This is a genomic window from Burkholderia sp. 28_3, assembly GCF_003253915.1.
GTDB classification, from domain to species: domain Bacteria; phylum Pseudomonadota; class Gammaproteobacteria; order Burkholderiales; family Burkholderiaceae; genus Burkholderia; species Burkholderia cenocepacia.
Genome location: NZ_QKZF01000001.1, coordinates 576,426 through 598,301, shown reverse-complemented (window position 1 = coordinate 598,301; position 21,876 = coordinate 576,426). Strand labels below are relative to the sequence as shown.

General features: G+C 69.5%; 21 protein-coding genes. 15 read left to right on the top strand and 6 right to left on the bottom strand.

The window, feature by feature from the left end:
* The first annotated feature begins 157 nt into the window (after window positions 1–157).
* The 4 genes from DFS13_RS02815 to DFS13_RS02800 all read left to right on the top strand — a co-directional run bounded on the left by DFS13_RS02815 (window position 158) and on the right by DFS13_RS02800 (window position 4,159).
* On the top strand, window positions 158–1,183 hold the full coding sequence (locus tag DFS13_RS02815; protein WP_006485817.1) for a DedA family protein/thiosulfate sulfurtransferase GlpE: 1,026 nt from the start codon (window positions 158–160) through the stop codon (window positions 1,181–1,183).
* Between the two features lie 168 nt (window positions 1,184–1,351).
* Window positions 1,352–1,594 (top strand): hypothetical protein, encoded by a 243-nt coding sequence (locus tag DFS13_RS02810; RefSeq protein ID WP_077176092.1) that lies wholly within the window; start codon window positions 1,352–1,354, stop codon window positions 1,592–1,594.
* 33 nt (window positions 1,595–1,627) lie between these two features.
* The gene (locus tag DFS13_RS02805; protein WP_048985478.1) at window positions 1,628–3,010 is read left to right on the top strand and encodes an amino acid permease; all 1,383 of its coding nucleotides are present in this window, start codon (window positions 1,628–1,630) and stop codon (window positions 3,008–3,010) included.
* Window positions 3,011–3,223: 213 nt separating this feature from the next.
* Window positions 3,224–4,159 (top strand): universal stress protein, encoded by a 936-nt coding sequence (locus tag DFS13_RS02800; RefSeq protein ID WP_006485822.1) that lies wholly within the window; start codon window positions 3,224–3,226, stop codon window positions 4,157–4,159.
* A 475-nt stretch (window positions 4,160–4,634) separates the two neighbouring features.
* Here the strand turns inward: DFS13_RS02800 and DFS13_RS02795 are convergent, their stop codons facing one another.
* A complete protein-coding gene (locus DFS13_RS02795) occupies window positions 4,635–5,069 on the bottom strand; it encodes a hypothetical protein (RefSeq protein ID WP_006492218.1) in 435 nt (144 codons plus the stop codon).
* Window positions 5,070–5,616: 547 nt separating this feature from the next.
* On the opposite strand from DFS13_RS02795, the gene DFS13_RS02790 reads away from it, so the two are divergent.
* Together DFS13_RS02790 and DFS13_RS02785 are read left to right on the top strand one after the other, a co-directional pair.
* Entirely contained in the window at window positions 5,617–5,871 is a 255-nt protein-coding gene (locus DFS13_RS02790; protein WP_006491227.1) for a DUF3562 domain-containing protein, read from the top strand.
* Between the two features lie 199 nt (window positions 5,872–6,070).
* Window positions 6,071–7,870 (top strand): methyl-accepting chemotaxis protein, encoded by a 1,800-nt coding sequence (locus DFS13_RS02785; protein WP_006491225.1) that lies wholly within the window; start codon window positions 6,071–6,073, stop codon window positions 7,868–7,870.
* A gap of 42 nt (window positions 7,871–7,912) precedes the next feature.
* Here the strand turns inward: DFS13_RS02785 and DFS13_RS02780 are convergent, their stop codons facing one another.
* Window positions 7,913–8,953 (bottom strand): sigma-54-dependent Fis family transcriptional regulator, encoded by a 1,041-nt coding sequence (locus DFS13_RS02780; protein WP_048985611.1) that lies wholly within the window; start codon window positions 8,951–8,953, stop codon window positions 7,913–7,915.
* 391 nt (window positions 8,954–9,344) lie between these two features.
* On the opposite strand from DFS13_RS02780, the gene DFS13_RS02775 reads away from it, so the two are divergent.
* From DFS13_RS02775 to DFS13_RS02760, 4 genes are all read left to right on the top strand, one after another.
* A complete protein-coding gene (locus tag DFS13_RS02775) occupies window positions 9,345–11,327 on the top strand; it encodes an ATP-binding protein (RefSeq protein ID WP_012493329.1) in 1,983 nt (660 codons plus the stop codon).
* Window positions 11,328–11,392: 65 nt separating this feature from the next.
* On the top strand, window positions 11,393–11,803 hold the full coding sequence (locus DFS13_RS02770) for a BON domain-containing protein (RefSeq protein ID WP_006491223.1): 411 nt from the start codon (window positions 11,393–11,395) through the stop codon (window positions 11,801–11,803).
* Window positions 11,804–11,882: 79 nt separating this feature from the next.
* Complete coding sequence (locus DFS13_RS02765) at window positions 11,883–12,428, top strand: hypothetical protein (RefSeq protein ID WP_006491228.1); 546 nt, start codon at window positions 11,883–11,885, stop codon at window positions 12,426–12,428.
* Window positions 12,429–12,477: 49 nt separating this feature from the next.
* On the top strand, window positions 12,478–13,104 hold the full coding sequence (locus DFS13_RS02760) for a DUF4142 domain-containing protein (protein ID WP_111441349.1): 627 nt from the start codon (window positions 12,478–12,480) through the stop codon (window positions 13,102–13,104).
* A 22-nt stretch (window positions 13,105–13,126) separates the two neighbouring features.
* On the opposite strand, the gene DFS13_RS02755 is transcribed toward DFS13_RS02760, so the two are convergent.
* From DFS13_RS02755 to DFS13_RS02745, 3 genes are all read right to left on the bottom strand, one after another.
* Window positions 13,127–13,630, bottom strand: coding sequence for a PRC-barrel domain-containing protein (locus DFS13_RS02755; RefSeq protein ID WP_058903113.1), 504 nt, complete (start codon window positions 13,628–13,630; stop codon window positions 13,127–13,129).
* Between the two features lie 100 nt (window positions 13,631–13,730).
* Entirely contained in the window at window positions 13,731–14,162 is a 432-nt protein-coding gene (locus DFS13_RS02750) for a CBS domain-containing protein (protein WP_006491217.1), read from the bottom strand.
* 336 nt (window positions 14,163–14,498) lie between these two features.
* The gene (locus DFS13_RS02745; RefSeq protein WP_006491222.1) at window positions 14,499–14,747 is read right to left on the bottom strand and encodes a hypothetical protein; all 249 of its coding nucleotides are present in this window, start codon (window positions 14,745–14,747) and stop codon (window positions 14,499–14,501) included.
* Window positions 14,748–14,881: 134 nt separating this feature from the next.
* Here DFS13_RS02745 and DFS13_RS02740 point away from each other — a divergent pair, with 134 nt between their 5' ends.
* The 5 genes from DFS13_RS02740 to DFS13_RS02720 all read left to right on the top strand — a co-directional run bounded on the left by DFS13_RS02740 (window position 14,882) and on the right by DFS13_RS02720 (window position 20,981).
* Window positions 14,882–15,181: a hypothetical protein gene (locus DFS13_RS02740; RefSeq protein ID WP_012493330.1), complete on the top strand. Its 300-nt coding sequence runs from the start codon at window positions 14,882–14,884 to the stop codon at window positions 15,179–15,181.
* A gap of 315 nt (window positions 15,182–15,496) precedes the next feature.
* A complete protein-coding gene (locus DFS13_RS02735; RefSeq protein WP_006479035.1) occupies window positions 15,497–15,808 on the top strand; it encodes a hypothetical protein in 312 nt (103 codons plus the stop codon).
* 203 nt (window positions 15,809–16,011) lie between these two features.
* On the top strand, window positions 16,012–16,893 hold the full coding sequence (locus DFS13_RS02730) for a MipA/OmpV family protein (protein WP_006491220.1): 882 nt from the start codon (window positions 16,012–16,014) through the stop codon (window positions 16,891–16,893).
* Between the two features lie 96 nt (window positions 16,894–16,989).
* Window positions 16,990–18,684, top strand: coding sequence for a VRR-NUC domain-containing protein (locus tag DFS13_RS02725; RefSeq protein ID WP_111441348.1), 1,695 nt, complete (start codon window positions 16,990–16,992; stop codon window positions 18,682–18,684).
* Window positions 18,681–20,981 carry an ATP-dependent DNA helicase gene (locus DFS13_RS02720; RefSeq protein ID WP_111441347.1) on the top strand — a complete coding sequence of 767 codons (2,301 nt, stop codon included), beginning with the start codon at window positions 18,681–18,683 and terminating at the stop codon, window positions 20,979–20,981. The genes DFS13_RS02725 and DFS13_RS02720 overlap by 4 nt, the downstream gene beginning before the upstream one ends.
* 18 nt (window positions 20,982–20,999) lie before the next feature.
* On the opposite strand, the gene DFS13_RS02715 is transcribed toward DFS13_RS02720, so the two are convergent.
* Window positions 21,000–21,773 (bottom strand): IclR family transcriptional regulator C-terminal domain-containing protein, encoded by a 774-nt coding sequence (locus DFS13_RS02715; protein ID WP_006485222.1) that lies wholly within the window; start codon window positions 21,771–21,773, stop codon window positions 21,000–21,002.
* Window positions 21,774–21,876: the final 103 nt, after the last annotated feature.

The window sequence follows — 21,876 nt, the reverse complement described above, 5'->3', positions numbered from 1 at the left end:
AAGCCCGTGCCGACGGCCCGCGTTCCGCGCGGTCGAGGCCAAACCCGTTTAGAATGCGCATGATGCACCGGTCGGTCGCGGACGTGCCGCGGCAGCCGTTGCGCCGCCGTACCGACGGCCCCGTCGCGCGGCCTGCATGTCTTTCAGGAGCGCCGCCGTGTGGCACTTTCCCATTGCTATTCCATCGTCGCTCGGCCCGTGGGCCGTGTTCGCGAGCGTGTTGATCACGCAGCTCGGCGTGCCGGTGCCGGCCGTGCCGATGCTGATTCTCGGCGGCACGATGGCGGCGATGGGGCAGGCGTCCTGGGTCAGCATGTTCGCGGCGGCGATCGGCGCGACGATGCTGGCCGATTCGCTGTGGTTCTTCATGGGCCGCACGCGCGGCCGGCGTCTGCTGAACGGCCTCGTGCGCTTCTCGCTGTCGCTCGACACGACGCTGCGCTTCGCGCGTAACGTGTTCGAAAGATACGGCGCGCCGCTGCTCGTGCTGTCGAAATTCCTGCCGGGCCTCGGCCTCGTGTCGGCGCCGCTGCTCGGCACGACCGCGATCGGCATCGGCGTGTTCCTGTTCTGGGATCTGGCCGGCGCGTCGCTGTGGGCGGCGTTCTGGCTGATCGGCGGCGCAGCGATTCACGACCAGATCGTCCAGTTCGTGCTGTGGGTGCGCGCGAGCGGCGGCACGATCCTCGACGCGTTCCTCGCGATCTTCATCACGTTCCTGCTGTACCGCTGGGTGCGCCGCGTGCAGTTCCGCCGCTATCTCGCGCAGGTGCGCATTTCGCCGCCGCAGCTCGTCGAGATGATGACGTCCAGCGAACCGCCGCTGATCTTCGACGCGCGGCCCAAGGCGATTCGCGAACGCGAGCCGTACCGGATTGCGGGCGCGGTGCCGGTCGATCTCGATTCGCCCGATCTGCTCGATCCGGAAGTGCTGAAACGGCCGATCGTCGTCTATTGCGTGTGCCCGAACGAGGCGACCGCGAAGCGCCTGATCGCGAAGATGCAGCGCAAGAAGATGATCCACAACATCCGCGCGCTGAAGGGCGGCCTCGATGCGTGGGAAAAGCACGGTTATCCGGTCGAGCCGCTGCCGGCCGATCTGGATTCGTCGCGTTATTTCGTGCGGCCCGAGCAGGGCCGGCTCGACGGCGAATATACGGTGCGGGCGACGTTGTCGAAATAAATGCGCGCGCTGCGCCGCGCGCATTCGAATCCGATCACCGCTTTCACGCACCGCGATTTTCCCCAAAATCACCTGGCGTTAAATCGCCGATCCTCCCTATAATCCCGCCTGCATATTGCGTGCGCGAAATTGCGCACATTCGACGCGCGGTCGTTCGCGCCGAAAGCGATGGATCCCGTTGCCGCTCGCCACGCGCACAGCCGCGTCGCGCGGGCCGCTCGGGTGTATTCCGTGAAGGGCTCGATCCGTTTTTCCGGATTGTTCCGGGAAATTCGGATAATCCGCGGCAATTCCAACCGGATTGACGCGGTATCCGTGTCGTTTCTTATTCGGAAATCGACAGCGGCGATTATTTCGTTTTCGGCTGCCACACTCGGCATGAACGGGCGCGCCTTGTCATCGACACAATGACGGCGGCCCGCTCGCGGCTGCCAGGAGACGGATTTGAAACAACCAGAAGACCAGTTGCACCGCGGGCTGGAAGAACGGCACATCAACCTGATGGCGCTCGGCGCGACGATCGGCGTCGGCCTGTTCCTCGGCTCCGCCACCGCAATCCGCACGGCCGGCCCGGCCATTCTGCTGACCTATCTGCTGGGCGGCCTCGCGATCTTCCTGATCATGCGCGCGCTCGGCGAAATGGCGATCACCAACCCGGTCGCCGGCGCCTTCAGCCGCTATGCGCGCGACTACCTCGGCCCGCTCGCCGGGTACCTGACCGGCTGGACCTACTGGTTCGTGTGGATCGTCACCTGCATGGCGGAAATCACGGCGGTCGGCGTCTACATGCACATGTGGTTTCCCGGCGTGCCGAACTGGATCTGGGCGCTCGCGGCCCTGATGGCGATGGGCTCGGTGAACTTCATCGCGGTCAAGCTGTATGGCGAATTCGAATTCTGGTTCGCGCTGATCAAGATCGTCACGATCGTGCTGATGATCATCGGCGGCGGGCTGATGATCGCGTTCGGCATCGGCAACGGCGGCATCGCGACCGGCATCTCGAACCTGTGGTCGCACGGCGGCTTCATGCCGAACGGGATCAACGGCGTGATCGCCGCGCTGCCGATCGTGATGTTCGCGTATCTCGGCGTCGAGATGCTCGGCCTCACGGCCGGCGAGGCGCGCAACCCGGAGAAGTCGCTGACCAAGGCCGTGAACTCGGTGTTCTGGCGCGTGCTGATTTTCTACATCGGCGCGCTGTTCGTGATCATGTCGCTCTATCCGTGGGACCAGATCGGCACGCAGGGCAGCCCGTTCGTGATGACGTTCTCGCGGCTCGGCATTCCCGCCGCCGCCGGCATCATCAACTTCGTCGTGCTGACCGCGGCGCTGTCGTCGTGCAACAGCGGCCTGTTCAGCACCGCGCGGATGCTCTACAACCTCGCGCAGCAAGGCCAGGCGCCGGCCGCGCTCGGTCGCGTGAACCGCAGCGGCGTGCCCGTGTACGGCGTGGCCGTGTCGGTCGCGCTGCTGCTGATCGGCGTGTTGCTCAACTATCTCGCGCCGCAGCACGTGTTCACGTGGCTCACGTCGGTGTCGACGTTCGGCGCGATCTGGACGTGGTGCGTGATCCTGATCGCGCAGATGCGTTTTCGCCGCACGCTGTCGGCCGACAAGATCGCGCGCCTGCCGATTCGCGTGCCGTTCTATCCGCTCGGTTCGTTCGTCGCGCTCGGGTTTCTCGCGCTGGTCGTCGTGCTGATGGCGTTCACGCCCGATACGCGCGTCGCGCTCGTGATCGGGCCGGTGTGGATCGTGCTGCTCGGCATCGCGTACGCGCTGTTCTACGCGAACCGTCCGGCCGCATCGATGCCGACGAAGTCGTAAGCCGGCGCGGGCAGGGTGCCGCGCGATCGTTGATCGCGATCATGCACGCGCGGGCCGGACGGCCTATGCTGAACGAACGCATTGCTTGTCCGCGCTTCGCGTGGCATCCGCCGATCCCTGCGACCGCGGCGGCTGTCCGGCCGCCGCGCGCCGCTGCCGCGCGAAGCGCCCGTCGTCGTTCAGCGACGACGTGCACGCACGGAGGCCTTCGCCATGCAGCCTGCCCAGCCCATCCCGACGCTCGCGCGGATCGCGCTGGCCGTCGACCCGACGCCCGAATCGCTGACCGCCGCGCGCTACGTGCGTACGCTGCTGAGCCCCGGCATGCGATTGCGCATCATTTGCGCGATCGACAATCCGCGCCTCGTGTTGCCCGACATTCCGCGCATCGATGCGCTGCTGACGTCCGCGCGCGAGGACATGACGCGCGAAGCGCACGCCACCTGCGAGCGGATCGCGGCGCTGTTCGCCGACAACGGCATCGACGTCGAACAGACGGTCGTCGATACGTCGGTCACGGGCGGCTCGGTGGCGGACGCACTGGTGAACGATACGTCGACGTGGCATGCGGACGTGCTGGTGATCGGCGCGAATCCGCATCACGGGCTGTTGCGGCTCGTCGAAGGCGCGATGTCGGACACGCTGACGAAACGCGCGCGCTGCGCGCTGCTGATCGTGCCGGGCACCTATGCGCGGCCGTCGGACGGCGCGCTGCAGCGGCTGATGTTCGCGGTCGACGGCAGCGAGCCGTCGCTGCACGCGGTGCGCGTCGGGCTCGGCTTCGCGGCGCCGACGACGTTGCTGTATGCGGCGTACGTGATCGATCGCGCGGTTCGTCTGACCGATGTCGTGCCCGTGCGCGCGCTCGAGGATGCGTACCGCGCGGAGGGCGAGGATGCGCTCGCGAAGATCGGCCCGCTGTTCCATGCGACCGGCAATCCGACCAAGCGCGGCATCGTCGAAACGCGCCCGACCAGCGACGACGTGGCCCATGCGCTGATGCGCGATGCCGTGCACTGGCGCGCGGAGTTGCTGGTGGTCGGCACGCATGGCCGTCGCGGCATCGCCGCCTGGCTGATCGGCAGCGTCGCGCGGCGCGTCGCGCATCTCGCGCAGGTGCCCGTGTTGCTGGTGCGTGGCGCGGACTGAATCGCGCGTCATCGCGACCGAAGCGGGTTTGGATTGACCTGCATCAGAAACGCGACGCACATCGCGTGAGACAGTGATGGAACATCCGGCGACGCGGCGGGTTGGTCGTGCAGTCGCGACGGCAACCGCGCCGGTATGCGAGTGACGATCACCGTCGCACGCGCCGCCGTCACATCATTTTCGGGAGCCGCGCCACGTGTTCGTCCGGCGCGTCATCCGACCGGGAACTCTCTGGCACGAGGGTAGGCAACCGACGGTTGCCTTGGAGGACGGGCGGGGTGCAAGTCACCCCGTCCGCTTTCCGCCTGGCCCCGTCGAATTCACTTTCCCGCAGGAATGGTTTTGAACGCGGCCGCGTCGAGCGGCGCGTCATCGCGCGGTCGCTTCGGCACGGACCACGGCGAACCTGGAAGCCTGCACGGCAGCGCGCGGGCATGGCAGTCGCCTCGTGCCGTGCGTCGGTGACGCGCTCAGATCAGAGGATACGAAGAACCGATCGCAGGTCGTGCCGGCGGCCCGCGCCGCGCCGTACCCGCGAATGCGGATGAGCGACACGGAGCGGCGCGCATGCGCTGCACGTGCGGCTGCGCAGACGATTCGCATGCGGCCAGCCCGGGCGCGCCTTGCGACGCGGCTCGGACACGGCCGGCGCGTCGGCTTCGGTTCGCGCGCTGAGCGCCGCGGCGAACCGCTGCAACGCGAGAACCGACCCCACGACGCTCTGATACTTTTCGCGGCCGATCTGCCCGTCGAGCGTGACGAGCAACCCGGCCTCGCGGGCGAGCGCGAGCAGGGTGTCGAGATCGTCGGACGGACGGTTGCCGGCCGACGCGGCCCGGGCGGGCAGGGCGCGCGCGTTGCCCGACGCGCGCCGCTGGCCGTCCCGGCCCGGCAAGTTGCGATGTGCCATGATTGGTCTCCTGCGCGGAACCCCGCGTGCCGGCTCGATGGCCAGCTGAGCGATGTTCCGGTATGAACGCCTGGTTCATGTGATCAGTATCGTGCGGCGACGGTGCGCTGCCAAGCGGCGCGCGCTGAAGTCGCTGTCAGGAAATTGCGCGACGCGTATCGGAATCCGCTGACACGCGCGGCAGTCGACCGGCCGGGCCGGCAGGTTCGTTCGACGAATGGACGGCACACGCGGGGCGCCGCTTGACGCATGATTTCGGCCGGTCTAAGTTCGCGTCTGCATCGGCGTCGCGCGTGCGTTTCACCTGCCGCCCGTCGTCAGTGCCGCGCCCCGGGGTGGCGTGGCAGGGCTTCCAGTCTCGTTCGCGGGCCACGTGCACCGCGAACCCCGCGCGGGGTCGGTTCGGAAACGGATCGGCGCGGCGGCACGCAACGTGCCGTTGATCACGCGCAAACACGTGCCGGCGCATCGTACGCCGCGTATCTGTCTAGTCTTTAAGCTTCCAGTACCGTCATCTTTTCGTTCCTCGTCCGTCAGGAGTCCGTCGATGTCCAAGGACAATTTGCTCGATTCACTCAAGGAAGCCGCCGAACAGCGTGCAATCGGCGCGGATCAGCTGCGCGCGATGCTCGACGACGAAGTGCGCGCGCTGTCGTCCGGTGCGCGCGTGCACGACTACATCCACGTGTTCGCGATCCGCAACCTGCGCGAGCGGATGCGCCAGAAGGACGAGTTCGACCGCGACACCCGCGCCGACGCGGCGCCCGCGGACGCCGATCCGCGCCCGAGCCATCGGCTGTAACGCGCGGCGGCCGGGTGCCGCACCGACATGCCGCATGCCCGTTGGCGCCGGCCATCCTGACGATCCGCCGACAGTCGCCGGCGCCTTTCGTCATACGTTTCACTGAATTGTCACAACGACCTCAAGTAAGCGGCGCGATTGCCGTTTACCCGGTGAATTCGTCCACCGGGCGTTCGCGCTCCCTTACCGAGTCGTTGCCATGTTCTCGTCCATTCGCGCCCGCATTCTCGCCGCGTGCGTCGCCATCGTCGTATTCGCGCTCGTCGCCACGACCCTGATCAACTATTTCATCGCACGCTCGTACAACGACGACGCGATCGACCGCAACCTGACCTCCGTCGCCAGCGGTCACGTGGTCGGGATCGCAGACTGGGTCGCGACCCGCAGCCGGATGATCGCGTCGCTGCAGGATGCCGCGCTGACCCCCGATCCGCTGCCGGTGTTCAAGCAGATGGCCGCGGCCGGCGGCTTCACCAACGTCTACGCCGGCTACGCCGACAAGGCGTTCCACTTCTCCGACCCGACCGGCATCCCGCCCGACTACGACCCGACCGGCCGCCCGTGGTACAAGCAGGCCGCGCAGGCCGGCAAGCCGGTCGTCACGCCGCCGTACGTCGATGCCGGCACCGGCAACCTCGTCGTCACGTTCGCGGTGCCGATCCTGCGCGACGGCGCGCTGAAGGGCGTCGTCGCCGCGGACGTGTCGATGGACAGCGTGATCGCCAACGTCAAGTCGATCCGCCCGACGCCGGCGAGCTTCGGGATGCTGATCGACAGCAGCGGCCACGTGGTCGCGCACCCGGACGCGAAGCTCACGCTGAAGCCGGTCGCCGACGTCTCGCCCGAACTCGGCTCGCTGGGCGTGGCGTCGATCGCGGCGGCGAATGCGCCGGTCGAGGTCGGCGTCGGCGGCGACGCGAAGCTGGTGCGCGCGAAACCGGTGCCGGGCACCGACTGGTACGCGCTGGTGCTGCTCGACAAGACCGAAGCGACGGCCGGGATGCGTTCGCTGCTGACCGCGTCGCTGATCACGCTGATCGTGATCGTCGGCGTGGCGTCGCTGATCATCGGCGCGATCACCGCAACCGCGTTCCGCCGCCTGTCGCAGGTGCGCCAGGCGATGGCCGCGATCGGCTCGGGCGCCGGCGACCTGACGCAGCGCCTGCCGGCCGACGGCCGCGACGAAGTCGCCGACATCGCGCGCTCGTTCAACAGCTTCGTCGACAAGCTGAACCACGTGATGCGCCAGATCCGCGACGCCAGCGAATCGGTGCGCACGGCCGCGAACGAGATCGCGGCGGGCAACCAGGACCTGTCGTCGCGGACCGAATCGGCGGCGGCAAGCCTCGAGCAAACCGCCGCGTCGATGGAAGAGATCACCGCGACCGTCGGTCAGTCGGCGGCGGCCGCGAGCCAGGCCGACGAACGCGCGGCGGCCGCGTCGCGGATCGCGTCGCACGGCGGCGTGGTCGTGTCGGACGTGGTCGCGACGATGGGGAAGATCGAGGAGGCGTCGGGCCGGATCGGCGACATCATCGGCGTGATCGACGGGATCGCGTTCCAGACCAACATCCTCGCGCTGAACGCGGCCGTCGAAGCGGCCCGCGCGGGCGAACAGGGCCGCGGCTTCGCGGTCGTCGCACAGGAAGTGCGCAGCCTCGCGCAGCGCAGCGCGCAAGCCGCGCGCGAAGTGAAGGTGCTGGTCGAATCGACGGTCGCGAGCGTGTCGGCCGGGTCCGGCCAGGTACGCCAGGCCGGCGACACGATGCGCGAGATCGTGTCCAACGTGTCGAACGTGACGACCATCATCTCCGAGATCACGCACGCGGCGAACGAGCAGACGCGCGGCATCCAGGAAGTGAACCGCGCGGTCACGCAGCTCGACGAAATGGTGCAGCAGAACGCGGCGCTCGTCGAACAGTCGACCGCGGCGGCCACCGCGCTGCAGTCGCAGGCGAACGCGCTGGCGACGACGGTCGGCCAGTTCAAGGTCGCCTGACGCAGCGGCGGCTCGCGGCCCGCGGCTCGCGGGCCGCGCCGCTCACGAACCGTCCTGGTCGCGCATCAGCGCGAGCCGGTTGTAGAGCGTCTTCAGGCTGATGCCGAGGGCCTTGGCCGCGCGCGGCTTGTTGCCGTCGAAGTGACGCAGCGTCGCCGCGATGAAGTGTTGCTGCGCGTGGTGCAGCGTCGCGCCGAGCGGCAGCGCCATCGCGCCTTCCGACGTGCTGTCGACGGCCGGCACCGGCTGCTTCGGCAGCGCGACCTCGATGCCTTCGTCCGACAGGATGTACGCGCGCTCGATCGTGTTGTGCAGCTCGCGCACGTTGCCGGGCCACGAATACGCGCGCAACGCGGCGATCGCCGCGTCGGTCAGCCGCTTGTGCGAGCGATGCCGTGCGTTCAGCGTGTCGACGAATTCCCGCGCGATCGTCTCGACGTCGCCGTCGCGCTGGCGCAGCGGCGGCACGTAGATCGCGAACGCGGCGAGCCGGTAGAACAGGTCCTCGCGCAACCGGCCGTCGCGCACGGCGTCGGCCGGATTGTGGCGGGTGGCCGACACGAACCGCACGTCGAGCGGAATCGATTCGGTGCCGCCCACCCGCACGATCGTGTTCGACTCGATCGCCCGCAGCAGCTTCACCTGCAGCGCCGCGGGCATCTCCGCGATCTCGTCGAGCAGCAGCGTGCCGCCGCGCGCGGCTTCGAAGAACCCTTCACGCTGCGTGACCGCGCCGGTAAAGCTGCCTTTCTCGTGCCCGAACAATTGCGCCTCGGCCAGGTCAGGCGGAATCGCGCCGCAGTTCATCGGCACGAACGGGCCGTCGCGCCGGGCGCTCAGATCGTGCAGCCGGCGCGCGACGATATCCTTGCCGACCCCGCTTTCGCCGGCAATCATCACGCTCGCGCGGGTCGGCGCGATTTTCTCGATACGGCCGAGCAGCGTGCGCATCGCGGCGGACCGGCCGGACAGCCGGCGGTCGTCTGCGCGCTGCTTCGTCCGGTTGGCGGATTCACCCATAGGCGTTCGCGGGCCGTTTTGAAAAACGGCATCACGCATCCCGTTGATTGCAATATTTATCATCGACAGCGAAACGACCACGAAGGTGCCGCTGAATAGGAATTTCCAATGCGGGCGAGCGGCACGAAAGGAATCGCCCATCGGTTTTCCGCGCATTCGGCGCGCGACGCTCCATCCGGTCGCTACCGGCGCTTTTTTACAGGAAGTCGATGAAAAAAGTGGCCGGCCGCACGGTGCGCCCGCGCGCGCCGTGAGATCGGCGACGACCTGATCGGCCACGGCGCCGAGCGGGCGCACGGTCCCGCCTGCCGTTGCCGCGAACCCGACTGCCAGCCCCGGCCAGGCACGCCGTTTGCTGACGCGTTCACGCTCGCCCGGCGCGTTCGACGGCATGCCGGATGGCCGACTGGCGGCATGCCCCGCACGACGGCAGCCGGTGCGATGCAAGGATGCAATGAGGACTCTGACCCGTGAGGTGTTGCGGCAGGGTGCATGGGTCGTGCTGGCCGTCGGGCTGGCGTCCGCGCTGCAGGCGTGGGCGATTCGGGCTGTCGGCCAGCACGCGCCCTTTGCGCCGCTGCCTTTCTACGCAGGCGTGGCGGCTGCCGCATGGCTGACGTCGTTCGCCGGCGGACTCGTCGCGACCGCCGCGAGCGTCGGCGTGATCGGCGCATTGTGGTGGCGCGACGCGCCGCTGGCGACGCTGCTGGCGCAAGCCGGCGCGTTCGTCGCGATCAGTTTCGTCGAATGCGTGCTGGTGACGGCCGTGAAGCCGCTGCTCGCGAACGATCGTCTGCGCGAGATCGATGACGACGACGGCGGCTCGTACCCGCCGCACCTCGAGCCGTCGTCCGTCGCGGCTGCGCCCGACGACGGGCTGCTGCGCCGCGTGGTCGACGCGTCGCCCGATGCCATCGTCGGGACCGACGCCGCGCGCCGGATCACCAGCTGGAATCCGGCCGCGGCAAGCATCTTCGGCATCGATACGACCCAGGCGAACGGACGGGACATCGTCACGATGATCGCGCCGCGCTGGTTGCGCCGGCATCCGGTGCCCGCATCGTTCGCGGACCTGCGCGCGCCGGTCGGGCCGCTCGACGTACTGTGCGTGCGCCCTGACGGCGGCCGTTTTCGCGCTACGTTCGCCGCGTCGCCGATCGTCGACGCGCAGGGCAACTGCACGGGCCTGTCATTGACGCTGCGCGAAGCGGGCGAACGCCGCCGCGACGAACGCCACCACCTCCGTTCGCTGCGCGGCGCCCGCGACGCGCGCGTACAGGCCGACGCGTCGAACCGGCTGAAGGACGAGCTGCTGGCGACGGTGTCGCACGAACTGCGCACGCCGCTGAACGTGATCTACGGCTGGGTCGAGGTACTGCGCAATGCCGACGGGCCGGGTTTCGTGCAGCAGGCGGTCGCCGCGATCGATCGCAGCGCACGGTCGTTGTCGCACATGGTCGCCGACCTGCTCGACGCATCGTCGCTCGCGACCGGCCGGCTGCGCCTCGAGCGCGTGCCGGTCGATCTCGTGCGGATCGTGCGCGACGCCGCGCGTGAACTCGACGCGACCGCGCAGGCGAACGGGCTCGTGCTGTCGACGGAATACGCGATGCCCGCCTGCGTGATTCCGGCGGACGGCGAACGCCTGCGTCAGGTCCTGTCCAACCTGCTGTCGAATGCGATCAAGTTCACGCCGCCGGGTGGCCGCATCAACGTTTCGCTGACGCGCGCGGGCGAACGCGTGCGGCTGTCGGTCTCCGACACCGGACAAGGCATTGCACCGGAACGCCTGCCGCATCTGTTCGAGACGTTCAGCCGGCCGGAAGGCGCGTTCACGTCGCCCAAGCGCGGCCTCGGGCTCGGCCTGTCGATCGTGCGCAATATCGCGCAGCTGCACGGCGGCGAGGTCGTCGCGACGAGCGCGGGCGCCGGGCGCGGAACGACCGTCACGGTGACGCTGCCGGCCGGCTGGGACGCCGACGATCCGGTGGGGCAGACGTCGCGCGCGCGAGGCGCTCCCGATACGGTCGCGCTCGACGGCCAGCGCGTGCTGGTGGTCGACGACGACGCAACGTCGCGGACCAGCCTCGCGGCGGCGCTCAAGACGATGGGCGCACAGGTATCGACCGCGCGTTCGGGGCACGACGCGCTCGCGGCGGTGGAGCGGCAACAGCCGAGCGTCGTGCTGTCGGATCTCGCGATGCCGGACGGCGACGGCTACTGGCTGCTCGACCAGATCCGGCATTTGCCGAACGGCGGCGGGCATCTGCCGGTCGTGGCGGTGACCGCGCACGCCGGCACGGCCGACCGGCGTCGCGTGATGGCCGCCGGGTTCGATGCGTATCTGTGCAAGCCGGTCGACATGCCGACGCTCGCGAGCGTGATCGTCGACGTCGTACCGGACGACGCCGGCGACGGGAAGCCGCGCGACCGATAGCGGCGAGCACGCGGCCCGGCCGGCCGGCCCCCTGGCCACTCGGCCGCATACGAAAAGGAGACGCGATGGACGCAACGGAAAGCATGCGGCGCGACGGCGGCTGCCGCCGACCTGCACGCGGCCGACGCAGGACGCCGGTCGTGCCGATCGCGAGCATACTGATGCTGTCGTGTGCATGGATCGCGACACCCCGCCACGCAGCCGCCGAGGAGGGCACGCGTGCGAAGCTCGCGAGCCAGGCGTCGGCCGTCGGGGGCCAGATCCGCGATGCGACGCTCGCGTCCCGCGTCCGGGCCGCGCTCGTCGCCGAACGCGGGCTGGCTTCCGCGGACATCGACGTGCAGGTTCACGATCGCGTGGTCGAACTGACGGGCAACGTGCCCGACGAGCGGCAACGCGCGACCGCGATCCGCGTCGCGCACGACGTCGACGGCGTGAGCGGCGTGCGCGACAAGCTGCAGATCCGCCGGAAGTAACGTGATGCGCGGGCCAGCGCCGGGCCGACCGGGCGTCGCACGCCCGCGGCCCTGCGCGTCACCGGGCAGGAGGTTCGACATGGACACCATCATCGCGGGCCGTTTCTCGCGGCTCGAACAGGCGGAACGCTGCGCGGAACAGTTGCGCGGCCACGCCATGCATCGGGACGACGTGAAGGTCTTCTTTCTCAATCCGCCCGGACAGCACGCGCTGTTCTGGCTCGGCGGCGACGTCTATGCGGACTCCGCCGCGCGGCCGGGCGGCCTCGGCGCGCTGGAAGGCGTGGCCATCGGTGCGGTCGTCGGGCTCGCCGGGGCCGCGCTGCTCTATCTGGTCGGGCTTCATTCGCCGCTCGCGTGGATCGGGGTGCCGCTCGTCGGCGGCTATGTCGGCGCGTTGTGCGGCGCGCTCGGCCGGATGCGCGGCGATGCGCCGGAGGGGCATGGCGCGCTCAAGCAATGCGAGAACGGCGTCGTGCTGGCCGCGCACGTGACGCGGCGCACGATCACGTTCGCCGAGCGGACGATGCTCGCGGCCGGCGCGCTGTCGGTCGAGCGTACCGAGGGCGCGTGGCACAACGGCGCGTGGACCGATTTCTTCACGTCGGCCCATCGTCCCGCGTGACGGCAAACCGGGCGGCCGGCCCGCTCCGTCGCCCGACACGGAGGCCCGGATGACGACACTCCACCGAATGAAACCCGGCACGCGGCGGCCGATGGCCATCGTGCTGACGGCCGCCGTCAGTATCCTGACATCCGCGCTGTCGCACGCGCAGGCGCCGCCCGCGTCATCCGCGCAGGTCGCGCCCGGCGTCATCCGCCCCGGCCCGACCGCCGACGAGCCTGGCCTGACCCAACGACCGATCGGTATCGATGCCGAATTCGTCGACAAGGCGGGCATGATCGGCAAGGTGGAACGGCAGGCCGGCCAGCTCGCGCTCGACCGCTCGTCGAACGCGGACGTGAAGGCGTTCGCCCGCAGGATGGTCGACGATCACGCGCGTATCGCGGACGAATTGCGGCATATCGGTGCGCAAAAGGGCGTGCCGGTGCAGACGCGCATGCTCGTCGATCCAGAGGTAACGGCATTGCGGGCGAAGGACGGGCGCGCGTTCGATGCCGCGTACGTGGCGCTGGCCGGGCCCCGCGCGCACGAAGCGGCGGTCCGGCTTTACGAAACCGAGGCGAAAGAAGGCCGCGACCCGCAGCTTCGCGCATTCGCGGCCCGCACGCTGCCGACGCTGAACGCGCACCTGAGTGCCGCGCGGCAACTCGCGAAGACGGTGGCCGCCGCGCAGTGATCGGCTTTCCGGCGGGCAGGTGTCAGTGCTGCCGCGTGCCGTCCTCGGGGCCGCCTGGCGACGCCTCGTACGGCGGCGAATCGAGCGCCGTTTCGCCTTCCTCGATCAGCCAGTACGGCGAGCGGCCGTAGTACGCATGCAGTGCTTCGGCCCATTCGGGGTCCGCCATCGCGGGCCACCGGCTCTTGTCGAAACCGGGCGCCTCGCGCACACGTTCGGTGTTGACCGGCAGCACGAAACACTCGCGCTCGGCATCGAGGACGAGCGCGTTCCACGGCACCGCGAGCAGCTTGTCGCCGAACCCGAGCAGGCCGCCCGACGACACGACCGCATACGCGACCCGCCCGGCGCGCACGTCGAGCATGATGTGGGTGAGCTTGCCGACGTCGTCGCCGTCCATCGTCAGCACGCGATCGCCTTCGAACGTGCGGGCGGCCATCACGTCGGGCCCCGGCCCGCCGGCGGCCGTGCGCGGACGGGTGCCGACGATGCGCGCGGGATCGCGCGACGGTTTGTCCGTTGTCATCGAAAACCTCCTGGTCGTAGCGGCAACCCGGTGCGCATGCGAATTCGCTGCGCGGGCAATGCGCCGGGAGAACGGGCCGCGAGGTGATGAGGGACGCCGATCAACGGCGGCGCGGCAGCGATACGTCCTCGAGCGTATTGGCCAGCTCGTCGCGCGCCGGACCGCCGGCGCGCGTCGCGATGTCGCCGAGCGACACCATGCCGACCAGCTTCAGGCTGCGGTCGAGCACCGGCAACCGGTGCAACTGCACGTCGGCCATCCGCTGCTGGACGTCGCCGACGCCATCGTCCTCGACGCACCACTGCACGGGTCGGGACGCGACCGCCTGCACCGGCGTATCGGGCGAATGACCGTGCGACAGCGCCCGCACCGCGAGGTCGCGGTCGGTCACGATCGCGACGAGTTCGGTGCCGTCGCACACGGGCAGCACGCCGATATCGAAGCGCTGCATCAATTCGGCCGCATGGCGGATCGTGTCGGTCGGCGCGACGCACACTACGTCGCGCGACATGATCTCGTTGACGCGATACATGAACGCCTCCTTCGTGATCGGAACGATACGGGAGCAGGCCGCGTGCCGCGCGCGCGGCGCGCACGCCGGGCCTGGGCGGCCGGGCGACGGAGAAATTTGCCACCGCGCTTGTACATCTTCCACGGCGGCGCCGCGGCCGGTCGGTGCGGGACGTCAGTGACCGATACCCGTCACCGTGACGATTGCCAGCACCACCGCGCTTTCGATCGCGGCGAGCGCCGCGACGCCGGCCGCGCCGCTGATTTCATGCCATCTGCGTTCAAGGACTTTCATCGGATCGCTCCTGATTTCGCCGGCGCGCCGCTGCTGCCATGCACCGCGCGCCGGGTGCCGCCGTCAGCCGTGATCGCGGGGCGGGGAAGGGACGTGCGGCGCACGACGTTCGTGCTCGCCGGACGGCTTGGCGGGGTCGATACGCGTCGCACCGCCGACGGCGGGCGGATCGCTGGCCGGGAACGTCTCCTCGAGCCCTTCGTCGATGCGCTCCTCCGTCTTGTCTTCGGACGGCGGGCGCGACGTGGCGAGCCGGAGCAGTCCGGCAGCCGGTGACACGGCGTCGCGGCGGCCGGGGGCGTGAACGGTCATGGTCAACCTCCTTGTCGATGAGAAGGCGCAAGCGCCGTACCCGCGGTGTCCGCGGCACGGCGCTTGCAAGCCGGCGAGGGCCGGGCATGCGGATACGACGCGCACGCGTCCGGTATGGACGAGAGGACATCGTGATGAATGCAGCCAGGGAAAGGATACGTTACGACGCGAACGTCTGCGGCGGCGACTTCGGCCACGTGCGCGAACGCTTCGCGACGTGGAAACGCGAATCGCTGGTCTATCGGCCGGAGCGCCGCATGTTCGACGGCAAGGACGAGGTACGCGCACTGAACGACACCGTCTACGACGGCCCGGAGCGCGCGCAGCAGGCGCTCATCGCGCGATGCGAGCCGTCCGATCCGTTCGCGCTCGCCGTGCAACTGAGCGCCGAGGGGCGCACGATGTGGCTCGTCATGGCGGCTTACGACGAATGACCGATGAACCAAACGCCCGATGGCCGCGGCGCGAGAGCAGGCACGGTGCTTGCGGGCGCTCGCCTCGCCATCGAGATGCGCGCGCCGTCGCGCGGGAGTGACATGAACACGCCATCCATGCTGCATCGCCCCGAACCGACGACACCCGACGTCGATCCGGATCCGCCACCGCCCGGACACGACGACCCGGTCGATCCGCCCGTGCCCGACGGGCTGCCGCAGGGCGATCCGCCGTCGAACCCGCCGCCGATGCGGATGCCGGGCGGAGGCCATGCGCCGCGAGCGGCCGCGCGAACCTTGAAAAGGAGGACCGACATGGACATTCACGTGCAATCGCCAGACAAGCGCGCGATCGCTCAGGTACTGGGCCGCTATTTCGAATCGCGCTCGCTGCACTATCACATCGAGGAACTGCCGGGCGGCGTGCTGCAGATCGGCTTTCGCGCCAGCGGCCGCCCGGTCGCCGTCACCGTTTCGTTCGACGATGCCGCGTACGACACCTACACGCACTGGGACGCGAGCCAGAAGCAGCTCGCGCTCGGCCGGCTCGCCGACGGCTTCTCGCGGATGATGTCGACGCGCAGTCCGGCCGCGCTCGCCGGCGACTATCACGTCGAGCGTTTCTGATTCCGCAATCATTCGCCGGCTCATGCCGGATTTCGGCAAAGTGCCCGTGTACAACGGGCGCTTTGCGTCTGCGCGCGTGTCGCGTAGGATGTCCGTTAATTCAGCGCACGCTACGTTCGCGCGGCAGGCCGCCGGCTGTTGCGGCCGATGAAGCGCGACGCGCTTTCCTTCAGGTTCGTTTCGCGCAACCGACGGAGACCGCCTTGACCCCTGTTGCTCGCCTGTTGCTGTCCCCCGGCGCACGCCGGTTCGTATCCGGCCTGTCGGCCTTCGCCGCGCTCGCCGCCGCCGGCGCCCGCGACGCGTCGGCCCAGACGCCTTCGCCGCTCGGCGAATGGCAATACACGGCGGGCGTACCGCTCCAGAAACTCTTCGATCCGAATATCCCCACCTGGCAAGTGAGCGTCGGCGCCGCGATGACGCTGCAGCCGCGCTATGCGGGCTCCGACCGCTATCGCGTGATGGGCGGCCCGAACTTCGACATCCGCTATCGCGACCTGTTCTTCCTGTCGACCGGCGAGGGGCTCGGCGCGAACGTGTTGCGCGGGCCGAACTGGCGCGTGAGCCTGTCGGTCGGCTATGACCTCGGACGCCGTTCGGCCGACGATCTCGGCCACCTGAACGGTCTCGACAACATCAACGCGGCGCCCGTGATGAAGCTCGCGGCCGACTACGTGGTGTCGAAGGATTTCCCGCTCGTGCTGCGCGCGGACGTCCGGCGCAGCATCGGCGGGTCGAACGGCTGGACCGGCGATTTCTCCGCGTACATGCCGATGCCGGGCAGCAACGAACACTTCTTCTGGTTCGCGGGGCCGACCGTGACGTTCGCCGATTCCCGCTACATGAACAGCTGGTTCGGCGTGAACCCGGGCGCGGCCGCTCGCTCGGGGTTGCCGACCTATTCGTCGGGGGCGGGGATCAAGTCGGCCGGCCTCGGCGTGACGATGGTGTGGTTCGTGAACAAGCACTGGTTCGTGACGATGGACGGCGCGATCGAGCAGCTCGTCGGCCGCGCGGCGCGCAGCCCGATCACGCAGCAGTCGACCAACGGCGTGTTCGACATGTCGGTGAATTACCAGTTCTGACCCGTGGCGGGCAGCGAAAGGGCGATGCCGCGTGCGGCATCGTCCGTCACATTTGATATGATTGCGACCTGTACAAATGTACAGTGATCGATCCCCGTGACGCCTGCCTCGCCCACGCCCCCGGCGTTTTACTACCTGACCAATTTCGAACGCGCGCTGACCTGGCTCGGCGAGCGTTACGACGACCTGTTCGATGCGCACGAGCACGCGTTCGTCCGGCAGTTCGCGGCGCTGCCGCAGGCGTCGCGCGCGCTGCTCGTGCGGATGCTGATGCGCAACGGGTCCGATTTCCGCGCGAGCAAGCTCGTGTACGACGAGATCGGCTGCCCGCTCGACGCCGCTGCGCCGCTCGTCGCGCTCGGCTGGGTCGATCCGGCGCCGGCGCTCACGCTCGACGAACTGTTCGCGCTGTCGACCAAGGCCGATCTGCTGCGCATCTTTCCGTCGCTCGCCGCGCATGCGGGCGAGCGCAAGTCCGACTGGCTCGACCGGCTGCGGCCCGCGCACGACGTCGCGCAACCGCTCGACGCGTGGTGCGCGCAGTGCGACGACCGCGTGCTGCGTGTGACGGTCGGCGCGCTGTGCGACCGGCTGCGGCTGATGTTCTTCGGCAATCTGCATCAGGACTGGAGTGAATTCGTGCTCGCCGATCTCGGCGTGTTCCAGTACGAAAGCGTGCCGATCGCGCCGTCGTCGCGCGCGTTCCAGCAGCGCGGTGACGTCGACGCGTATCTCGCGCTGCAGATGTGCCGCGACGCGCTCGACGCGTGGCCCGACGATCTGCCGTTCGACGACCTGATCCGCGCGCTGGACGCAGTCGACTGCGCGCAGCCGTGGCTCGCGACGCGCCGCGCGAAGCTGCTGTTCGCGCTCGGCCAGGCGTGCGAACGCCGTGCCGACTGGGACGCCGCGCTCGACGCGTACACGCGCAGCGCGTGGCCCGGCAGCCGGCACCGGCGCATCCGCGTGCTCGAACGCTGCGGGCGCGACGACGACGCGCTCGCGCTGGCGCTCGCCGCGCGCGGCGGCTTCGAGAGTGACGAGGAGCGGCAGCGCGTCGAGCGCATGCTGCCGCGCCTGCAGCGTCGCGCCGGCCAGCGCGTCGAACGCGCGGCCGCTGCGGTCGACGTGCCGCGCGAGACGCTCGTGCTCGCGCGTCCCGACGCGTTCGTCAGCGTCGAGTTCGCGGTGCGCGACCACCTCGCGCAGCCGGCGTCGCCGGTCCACTACGTCGAAAACACGCTGATCAATTCGCTGTTCGGGCTGCTGTGCTGGGAGCCCGTGTTCGCGGCCGTGCCCGGCGCGTTCTTTCACCCGTTCCAGCGCGGCCCAGCCGACCTGCATGCGCCCGATTTCGCCGTGCGCCGCGCGGCGGCCTTCGATGCCTGCTTCGCGCAGCTCGATTCGGGCGCGTACCGCGACACGATCCGCCGGCATTTCGCGACGAAGGCCGGGCTGCAATCGCCGTTCGTGTTCTGGGGCGTGCTGACGGACGCCCTGCTCGACGAAGCGCTCGCCTGCCTGCCGCCCGAACACCTGCGGCTGTGGTTCACGCGCCTGCTCGCGGATATCCGCAGCAACCGGTCCGGCTTGCCCGATCTCGTCCGCTTCTGGCCCGCCGAACGCCGCTACGAGCTGATCGAGGTGAAGGGCCCGGGCGACCGGCTGCAGGACAACCAGACGCGCTGGCTCGCGTACTGCATCGCCCACCGCATGCCGGTGCGCGTCGTCGACGTCGAGTGGGCCGGCGAGGGCGTTGCGCACGCCGAGGCGGCGGGGTTGTCCGCATGAGCTACGTCGTCGCGGTGCGGGCGATGTGCGAGTTCACCGCGCGGCGCGGCGATCTCGACCTGCGCTTCACGCCCGCGCCGACCGCGCTCGAAGGCATTGCCGGGCACGGCGCGGTCACGTCGAAGCGCGGCGCGCGCTACGAAACCGAAATCGCGCTGACCGGCACGTGGGGCACGCTCACCGTGCGCGGCCGCGCGGACGGCTACGATCCGGTGGCGAACCGGCTCGAGGAAATCAAGACCTATCGCGGCAGCCTCGACGCGATGCCGGCCAACCATCGCGCGCTGCACTGGGCGCAGGCGAAGGTCTATGCGCACCTGATGTGCGCCGCGCGCGATCTCGCGGAAATCGACGTCGCGCTCGTGTATTTCGACATCGTGTCCGAGCGCGAGACCGTGCTGACGGAGACGCTGGACGCCGGCACGCTCGCGACGTTCTTCGCCGAGCAGTGCGCGTGCTTCGTCGGCTGGGCCGAACGCGAGACGGCCCATCGCGCCGCGCGCGACGCGGCGCTGCGTGCGCTCGCGTTTCCGCACGGACAGTTCCGCAGCGGCCAGCGCGAACTGGCGGTGGCCATCTATCGCGCGGCACGCGACGAGCAGTGCCTGATGGCGCAAGCGCCGACCGGCATCGGCAAGACGCTCGGCACCGTGTTCCCGCTGCTGAAGGCATGCGGCGAGGGCGAGCTCGACCACGTGTTTTTCCTGACCGCGAAAACACCCGGCCGCGCGCTCGCGCTCGAAGCGGCAACGACGCTCGGCGCCGGCACGTCCGCGCTGCCGCTGCGCGTGCTGGAACTCGTCGCGCGCGACAAGGCGTGCGAGCATCCGGACAACGCGTGTCACGGCGAATCGTGCCCGCTCGCGAAAGGCTTCTACGACCGGCTGCCGGCCGCGCGCGATGCGGCGATCGAGGCCGGACTGCTCGATCGCGATACGGTGCGCACCGCGGCGCTCGCGCACGACGTCTGTCCGTACTACCTGGCACAGGAACTCGCGCGCTGGTCGGACATGGTGATCGGCGACTACAACTACTACTACGACGGCAGCGCGATGCTGCACACGCTCGCGCAGCAGAACCAGTGGCGCGTCGGCGTGCTCGTCGACGAAGCGCACAACCTGCTCGATCGCGCCCGCAAGATGTACAGCGCGTCGCTCGATCCGTTCGCGTTCGCGGCCGCGCGGGAAGCCGCGCCCGCCGCGTTGCGCAAGGCGTTCGACCGGCTCGCCCGCGCGTGGGGCACGCTCAATCGTGCGCAGGCCGAACGCTATGCGGCCTATCCCGACGTGCCGGGCCCGATCGTGTCGGCCGTGCAGAACCTCGTCGCGGCGATCGGCGAACACCTGACCGACGCGCCGCGCGCGAACGGCGACGCGCTGCTGCGCTTTCACTTCGAAGCAATCCAGTTCGGCGTGCTGGCCGAAGCGTTCGACAGCGCGTCGATCTTCGACGCGACGCTGCACGGCGAACCGATGCCGCGCCAGCCCGTGCTCGACGGCGTCGCGGCGGCCGGCCGCCGGCGCCGCGTCCAGTCGACGCTGTGCGTGCGCAACGTGATCCCGGCCGGTTTCCTGGCGCCGCGCTACGCCGCCGCGCGCGCGACCGTGCTGTTCTCCGGCACGCTGAGCCCGTTCCATTTCTACCGCGACACGCTGGGGCTGCCCGGCGATACGGGCTGGCTCGACGTCGATGGGCCGTTCCGCGCCGAGCAACTGACGGTGCGCGTGGCGAGCCACGTGTCGACCCGCTGGCGCGACCGCGATCGCTCGCTCGAACCGATCGCCGACCTGATCGCCGCGCAATATGCGACGCGCCCCGGCAACTATCTCGGCTTCCTGAGCAGCTTCGACTATCTCGGGCGCGTGGTCGCGCTGATGCAGACGCGCCATCCGGACGTCCCCGTGTGGGCGCAGGCGCCCGGCATGGCCGAAAGCGAGCGCGATGCGTTTCTCGCGCGCTTCGACGCGGGCGGACGCGGCGTCGGTTTCGCGGTGCTGGGCGGGGCGTTCTCGGAAGGCGTCGACCTGGTCGGCGAGCGGCTGATCGGCGCGTTCATCGCGACGCTCGGGCTGCCGCAGGTCAACGACGTCAACGAGCAGATGCGGCGCGCGATGGACGCGCGCTTCGGCAACGGCTACGACTACATGTACCTGTATCCGGGGCTGCAGAAGGTCGTGCAGGCGGCCGGGCGCGTGATCCGCACCGAGCACGACGAGGGCGTCGTGCATCTGATCGACGACCGTTACCGGCGACGCGAAGTGCGCAATCTGCTGCCGCGGTGGTGGCGGATCGGGTGACGGCGTTGCCGGTCGTCGCTACAGCACGTTGAGCATCGCGAGCGCGGCTTCCTGAAGGTGCGGCAGCACGCGCCGCACGGCCGCGTCGGTCGTTTCCGCGCCGATCGGCATGTTGGTGCTCAGCGCGGCGACGACTTCGCCGTGACGGTTCTTCAGCGGCACCGCGATGCCGCGCACGCCCACCTGCAATTGCTGCTCGATCGCCGCGTAGCCGGCGTCGCGCGCCTGGTCGACCTGTTCGAGCAACCGCGCCTTGTTGGTGATCGTGTGCGGCGTGAACGGCGGCAGTTCGGTCTCGTCGAGCCACGCGCGCACGGCTTCGCGATCGGGATGATGGGCGAGCAGCACGACACCGGGCGACGTCAACGGCGCCGGCACGCGCGCGCCGAGCACGAAGCCGGTCGTCATCACGCGCGACACGCCGTTGCGGGCGATGAACACGAGTTCCCAGCCGTCGAGCACGCTGACGTACGCCGATTCGTTCAGCGACGCGCTCAGCTGCTGCAGATAAGGCTGGACCGTGCGCGGCAGCCGCGCCGAATCGAAGTACGACCAGCCGACCCGAAGCACGCGCGGCGTAAGGCCGTACAGCTTGCCGTCGGTGTACACGTAGCCGAGCGATTCCAGCGTCAGCAGGTAGCGCCGCGCGGCCGTGCGCGTGAGGCCGGTGCGGGCGGCGGCCTGCGTGGGCGTCATGCGCGCGTGCTGGCTGTCGAAGGCCTCCAGGATCATCAGGCCTTTTTCGAGGCCGGCAATCCAGTCGCGTCGGTCGAGGTCGGGCTTTTTCGTCATGGGCGGCGCGCGGGGAGATGCGCGGTGTTCGCGCAGGAATGGGCGATTATCGCGCGAGTGGTCGGGTAACGGGAAATCGGTCGATCCGCCATCCTTGTCCGCT